The sequence below is a fragment of the Herpetosiphon sp. genome (genome assembly GCF_003512625.1).
GTDB classification, from domain to species: Bacteria; Chloroflexota; Chloroflexia; order Chloroflexales; family Herpetosiphonaceae; genus Herpetosiphon; species Herpetosiphon aurantiacus.
In genome coordinates, this window is sequence record NZ_DOPT01000005.1 from 11,975 (window position 1) to 17,991 (window position 6,017).

Sequence of the window (6,017 nt, forward strand, 5' to 3'; positions counted from 1 at the left end):
TGGCCCATGCCATCGCGAATCACCTTGCCGCCGCCGAAGGTAATTTCATCGCCATAGTGGGCAAAATCGTGTTCAATTTCGATAATTAATTCAGTATCGGCTAAACGCAAGCGGTCGCCTTTGGTCGGGCCATACAAATCGGCATAGGTTTGGCGCGGAATCCATAAGCTCATTCCAAATCTCCTTGGGCCCGATGGCCAAATTGCTGTTGTTGAACGGCGTTGAGGCTAGTTTGCCGCTGATCGACGGCATCCAACGCTCCATTAACCAAGCCATTATGGCCATAGATTTGGCGCGTGCCAGCAAAGGCCACCAAATTGATAATTTTGCTATCGCCTGGCTCGAAGCGCACCGCCGTGCCCGCCGGAATATTGAGATGCATGCCATAGGCTAGGCCACGATCAAACACCAGTGCCCGATTGACCTCAAAAAAGTGGTAGTGGCTACCAACCTGAATTGGCCGATCACCAGTATGCGCCACCAACAGCTCGCAGGTTGCGCGGCCAAGGTTGGCAGCAATCGCCTCGGTTGGTTGATCGATTAAATATTCGCCTGGTTGCATTTGCGGCTCCTCATCAACGAATTGGGTCGTGCACGGTCACAAGCTTGGTGCCATCGGGGAACGTCGCCTCAACTTGCACCTCGTGAATCATATTGGCGACCCCATCCATCACATCGTCAACCGTCAAGATCGTTGTGCCATAGCTCATAATTTCGGCCACGCTTTTGCCATCGCGGGCGGCTTCCAGCAATTCGGCGGTGATAATTGCCACCGCTTCGGGATAATTCAGTTTGAGGCCACGCGCCTGACGACGACGAGCCAAATCGGCGGCCACCACAATCAATAATTTTTCCTGTTCACGCGGAGTTAGGTGCATTGCACAAGCCTCACACTAATAAATTTTGCGCGGCAGATTGGGGGTTGTGCCGTACAACGCTTGTTTGGCGAAGCGCCAATAGTCAAAAGCCGTCGCCAGCAGATCGCGGCTATTGCTGCTTAACCCGCGAATCACCAGCCCATGAGCAGCCAGACAACTCACACCCCACAAGCAGCGCCCAAGCTTGGTTTGGCTGGCAGCAAAGGCCATTAATTCAGCTTCGAGGGCTTTCCACTGGACGGCATCCCAACCAACCCGACAAATATAGCCAGTTGCCAAATAGCTGTATTTGCCAAAATACAAGGGGTTGCTGAGTTGTTGCAGGCTTGGTTGTAAGCGCATGCGATCCAGCAAAATTGGCCGACCCAAAGCATAAATATCGCAATCCAATCGCAACTGACGATAGGCAAAACGTTCGCCATAGGCTTCGCGGCCTGGCGCAAGAAATTCCCACCAACATAAACCAGCGTCAGCAGCCAAATCGATGCGGGTTTGCTGCTGATACAAACTCTCAGCAAACGGAATCGTCGTATCCGGCCAATATTCGAGCAAACTCTGTTCGGCTAAAGTGGCCTGCACCTGTTGATAAGCGATTTGCTCGCCATCGCTGCGATAAATGCGGGTCGAGCTAGTCGTAGTCAGTTGAGCTTTGGTCGATGCAGCAAGCTTGATTGTGGTGGTCAGCTGATCACCCGCCAACACACCGCCAGCAACATTATGCAAATGCACAAAACTCGTGCCATCGGCCAAGCCAAAATCGCGCACCACCTGCAAGGGCGGGCGATGTTCGCGCACCGTCAAACGGGTACGCTGCTGTTTAAGCGTAAAATCGAGCGCCAAATGGCCATGCATACGCTCAAGGCGGGTCGCGGTTTGCATCAACTAATAAAGAGGCGTGTACCCAGCAAGGGGTGACGCATACTCGCTCCATCTAAACCAATGCTGCAAGGCGCGAGATCAGCCAACATCATGTGTGGAGTTTGGGCAACGACCGCTTTAATCGTGGGATGCAACTGCCACAATAATTGCTGGGCTTGTACCTGCCCAAGCGGCAAAATTTTCTGGCATGCTAAAATCAAGCTCAACGTCATTTGTTGCAATAAGGCTGCCAGCATGGCCTCAGCCTCAATCGCCAAGCAGCCTGCCACCAAGCCAAAAACACAGCTATGATGGGTTTCGATCTGGTGAGATTGGGCTAAAGTGCTGGCTTGTTGCCAGCGTGGCAACGGTTCCAATTGCAAGGCTAGGCCAAGCAAGCGCCGACCAAGCACCGCACTGGCGTGGCGGCTTTCGCGGGCAGGCTTGAAGGCCGCCGCGTGATCATTTAAATCGAGCCAAGCCTGATCAAAGGCAGTAGCATCAGCTAATTGCCAAGCCTGATTCGCCAAGTAGGCCTCAAGCTGGCCGCTCTCTTGAATGAAGGCTCGCATAAACTGGCCCAGCCCAGCCACGCCCAATTGACCCTCGGCTACCAACGACTCAACCCCATACGAATGGGCGGTTGAACCAATTGGAAGAGCACTATCGGCAAGTTGCAACAATTTTAGTTGGGCAAAAGCGTTCGTTAACATCACCACGCCAGTATAGCCGAGCCAAAAATCGCCAATGTTGGGCAAACTGCCTAAACCTCAACCAAGCAGTTTGCACAAGATTAAGCCAAAATAATTAAGATCGTAACAAGATTCCCCAAATACACGAACCTAAAATAATTAGAATTGGCAACACCAATACAATAACTAACCAATAATCCGACAGGCTAGAACCAAAGTCTTTAATATGTTTAAGGGTTAATCGCCAATAGGGCATGCGAATTGTGACAGCAAACTGTTTGCGCTTGAAGCTTTCAACAAGGCTCGTAAATGCCCACTCACAGTCTGATCACTAACGTTTGCATACAACGTTAACTGTTTCTTCTGTTGGGGATGGAGTGATAACAGCACTGATTGTCGATTCTTGTCTGATCGATCAACCCATAGCCATGCTGTAGACTCTAAACGAAGATATACGTAGCGTTCACCAGTATTAGTAATCGTAATTTGTTTAGCAATGAATTCGTGACTGATAGCGACACTCCCAAAATCAATTGGATTAGGCGTAATCATCAGATCAGCTTGATAGATTTTCCCATCAGTCAAACGCTCAATCACCAAATCCAGCGCCATATCGATATCAGTTTGATAACTTTTGCGTAAATCGCGAACTTGATTCGCCAATTGGGCATTCAAAAATCCCGTTTCGATCACCTCTGGCAAGTTGCCCCTTAACCAATCAGTCGCATTCTTCCAATGATTATGACACCAACGGCCCAACTCGACAGGATTGCGAACAACTGAGCCAGTCGGAGTTGTGATACTGACGAAACGCGCATCGGGCTGTAAAACCTGCAAAATCGTTTGGCGAAAAAGCTCAGCTGTCGGGCGTTGCTCTGGTTCATAGGCCATGGCTTGCCCAATTAGGTGCTCAATCCGTGGGTCTACCGCAGGATTCAGCGTTGATACAAGCGGAAATTGCCCTTTTGTACCATTCCGAATCCCTTCGATGTCATGGGGAGTTAAGGGAGAACGATAACCAGTTAATAACACATGCAACGTTGCCGCCAAAGCATAAATATCAGATTTCAGGGTGGCTCTACCCATAAGTTGTTCTGGTGGAGCAAAACCCATTGTTCCTGCAATCATCGAATGTTGAGCATTATCACTTGCTACTTGGAGTAATTGAGGATCAGCCTTCGATAAACCAAAATCGATCAGCCAAACCCGATTATCATCGCCCAACAGAATATTCTCAGGCTTAATATCGCGGTGAAACACATTTTGCGCATGCATATAGATTAGGGCACTAGCAATATCAGCGACATAATTGAGTGCTTGCTCCATTGACAATGCGCCAATCAGGTGCTGGAGCGACTTGCCCTTAATATATTTCATAATCAAACATGGTTCAGTTGCGATATATTCATAAATTTCAGGAATATTAGGATGGCCTGGGGTGGTTAAAGCAGCCAATAATTCAGCTTCGCGAATAAAGTTTTGCTCAGCCCGACTACGCTCAAGCGTACTCCAGTGTGGCTCAGAACGCATACGCTTAATTACACAATCGCGTTTTAACTGGAGATCTTTGGCTAGAAACGTCTCACCAAAGCCGCCCTTGCCAAGAAATTGAGTAATTTGATAACGCTGATTCGTCCCGATCAGATCGCCAGTTTCCCAAGTGCTTACCGAACGTGGGGCGGTTGCCGAAGCTGGATTTGGGCCGCTGACCCCCATTTGAAAGGTTGCTGTATGCATACTTGGAGGACTAGGATTAAGTTCATAGGTCAAGGCCATTGCGGCTGTATCGACCACCCTCTTCGTACCACAGGTCAGTATTTAGCAAGGTCTGGCAGTTTGAACAAACAATCTGGGATTGATTCATCAGTCAAACTCACAATTCAATTTCAAGGGTTGTTAGGCATGCACAGTATACAAGCTTATAATCAAGCCTTCAAGATTGAATCATTACTCAGCCCAAGTCGCAGCCAGCAAGGCTGGCAATAGCTGCGCCGCCGTGCCGCGTAAACGATGGCGAGCATGGCGACTCAACGGCGTATCCTCAAGGTTGAGATCGATCAAACGGGCACGATGGGCACGGGCAGTCATCGGAAAGGTCGCGGCTGGCGCGACCACGCCCGATGTGCCGATCGCCAGAAATACATCACAGGTTTGGCTGGCTAATTCAGCCGCCTGAATCTTGGCAAGATCCAAACGTTCACCAAACCAGACCACATCGGGACGCAGCGGTGCAGCACAAACTGAACAAAACGGCAAATTTGGGCTATCTGGCCAAGCCAAACTGCCATGTTCAGCGGCGCTACAACTCACCGTATTAATCGTGCCATGCAACTCGATCACCCTCGTTGAGCCAGCCCGCTGATGCAGTCCATCAATATTTTGGGTAATAATCGTCACACTTGGGATATGCTGCTCAAGTTGGGCTAAAGCAACGTGGCCAGCATTCGGCTGAACATCAAGCATCTGCTGACGATACGCCTGATACCAAGCCCAAACGGCCTCAGGTTGCTGCAAATAGCCTGCTAAAGTTGCAACTTGCTCAACATCAATCGTATTTCACAGCCCAGCCAAGCTATCACGAAAGGTCGGAATCCCACTCTCAGCAGAGATTCCTGCTCCGGTCAAAATCGTGAGCGAACGGGCGGCGCGTAAGGTCGCAATCAACCCTGGATCAAATTGCTCAAACATAAATTCCCTCGTTAGGCCGATCAAGCATCAATATGGCTAGTATACGATGATGTTTCAAGCTGAACTAATTGGGAGCTAACCACAAATGCAGATCAAGCAAGCCCTAGAAATCTTTATGTACGGCGAAATTGGCATTCCTAGCGTCGAAAATCGCTCACAACGCCATATTATTGATGGTTTAACTATTCTGCATGTCGATGATGTTTGGAATCAGGAGCCGCACGTTGCTGATGAGGTGATTGTGCAAAATCATTCACCTGCCGCTGTATTAGCAATGCTTGCCAACTACCAACCAACCGCCGATCATCGAATTACCCTCGTTGATCGGCCAGCCAGCGATCACGCTGCCTACCATGCCGCTGGTTATCGCCATAGCTCAAACGAAGTGCTGTTTGTCCGCAAACTCAGCGATCTACCGCCGCCTGACCAACGCTATTCGGTTGGTCAAGCCAAAACCATCGCTGAAATGCAATGGCTGAACAACAATGATCCAGCCAAGCGGGCCTGGATTAGCGAGACCCGCCTGCATGAGTCAGGCCTGCGCCATAGCTTTATTGCACTTGATCAGCGGGTAGTGGCACGAGTGCGAGCCTGCCGAATCGATGCCGAACATAGCTATGTGATGAATTTATACACGGCCAGCGATTATCGACGGCGCGGCATCGCACGAGCGTTGATGATTCATGTGTTGCATGAAGCCGCTGCCCATGGCGAACAATGGAGTGTTTTGGTGGCATCCGAGGCAGGTCTGCCGCTCTACCAAGCATTAGGCTACCAACAACGGGCAAGTTTGGTGGTATTTGAGCCAGTCGCTGAGCCAAATAATTAATATTGACAGGCTCTCACCCGCATAACCTTACAATGGTGGGTTTAACAATCGATTTGCATGCCCTCACCCCCT

The 6,017-nt window shown here is 49.9% G+C and carries 8 protein-coding genes and 1 pseudogene; 1 reads left to right on the top strand and 8 read right to left on the bottom strand.

Annotated features, from left to right (window positions below; all coding sequences use genetic code 11):
• The 8 genes and pseudogenes from ureC to DEF47_RS01145 form a co-directional block, all read right to left on the bottom strand.
• Window positions 1-173 (bottom strand): annotated as a pseudogene (gene ureC, locus DEF47_RS01110) (urease subunit alpha); the annotation flags it as partial.
• Window positions 170-562 carry an urease subunit beta gene (gene ureB, locus DEF47_RS01115; RefSeq protein ID WP_012189994.1) on the bottom strand — a complete coding sequence of 131 codons (393 nt, stop codon included), beginning with the start codon at window positions 560-562 and terminating at the stop codon, window positions 170-172. The pseudogene ureC and the gene ureB, both read right to left, overlap by 4 nt.
• Before the next feature lie 13 nt (window positions 563-575).
• Window positions 576-878, bottom strand: a complete 303-nt coding sequence (locus DEF47_RS01120) for an urease subunit gamma (protein WP_012189995.1) — start codon at window positions 876-878, stop codon at window positions 576-578.
• 15 nt (window positions 879-893) lie between these two features.
• Complete coding sequence (locus DEF47_RS01125) at window positions 894-1,757, bottom strand: urease accessory protein UreD (RefSeq protein WP_012189996.1); 864 nt, start codon at window positions 1,755-1,757, stop codon at window positions 894-896.
• A complete protein-coding gene (locus DEF47_RS01130) occupies window positions 1,757-2,494 on the bottom strand; it encodes an urease accessory protein UreF (RefSeq protein ID WP_012189997.1) in 738 nt (245 codons plus the stop codon). Before DEF47_RS01130 ends, DEF47_RS01125 begins: the two co-directional genes overlap by 1 nt.
• Window positions 2,495-2,665: 171 nt before the next feature.
• A complete protein-coding gene (locus DEF47_RS01135; RefSeq protein WP_287044920.1) occupies window positions 2,666-4,222 on the bottom strand; it encodes a serine/threonine protein kinase in 1,557 nt (518 codons plus the stop codon).
• A 153-nt stretch (window positions 4,223-4,375) separates the two neighbouring features.
• Complete coding sequence (locus DEF47_RS01140; RefSeq protein ID WP_287044921.1) at window positions 4,376-4,978, bottom strand: Sir2 family NAD-dependent protein deacetylase; 603 nt, start codon at window positions 4,976-4,978, stop codon at window positions 4,376-4,378.
• A 6-nt stretch (window positions 4,979-4,984) separates the two neighbouring features.
• Window positions 4,985-5,116: a Sir2 family transcriptional regulator gene (locus DEF47_RS01145; protein ID WP_012190000.1), complete on the bottom strand. Its 132-nt coding sequence runs from the start codon at window positions 5,114-5,116 to the stop codon at window positions 4,985-4,987.
• An 85-nt stretch (window positions 5,117-5,201) separates the two neighbouring features.
• On the opposite strand from DEF47_RS01145, the gene DEF47_RS01150 reads away from it, so the two are divergent.
• A complete protein-coding gene (locus tag DEF47_RS01150; RefSeq protein ID WP_012190001.1) occupies window positions 5,202-5,945 on the top strand; it encodes a GNAT family N-acetyltransferase in 744 nt (247 codons plus the stop codon).
• The last annotated feature ends 72 nt before the right edge of the window (window positions 5,946-6,017 follow it).

What these genes read in the sequence shown, in the direction of transcription:
- ureB (WP_012189994.1), bottom strand. Translation starts at nt 562, where the DNA reads ATGCAACCAGGCGAATATTTAATCGATCAACCAACCGAGGCGATTGCT.
- DEF47_RS01120 (WP_012189995.1), bottom strand. Translation starts at nt 878, where the DNA reads ATGCACCTAACTCCGCGTGAACAGGAAAAATTATTGATTGTGGTGGCC.
- DEF47_RS01125 (WP_012189996.1), bottom strand. Translation starts at nt 1,757, where the DNA reads ATGCAAACCGCGACCCGCCTTGAGCGTATGCATGGCCATTTGGCGCTC.
- DEF47_RS01145 (WP_012190000.1), bottom strand. Translation starts at nt 5,116, where the DNA reads ATGTTTGAGCAATTTGATCCAGGGTTGATTGCGACCTTACGCGCCGCC.
- DEF47_RS01150 (WP_012190001.1), top strand. Translation starts at nt 5,202, where the DNA reads ATGCAGATCAAGCAAGCCCTAGAAATCTTTATGTACGGCGAAATTGGC.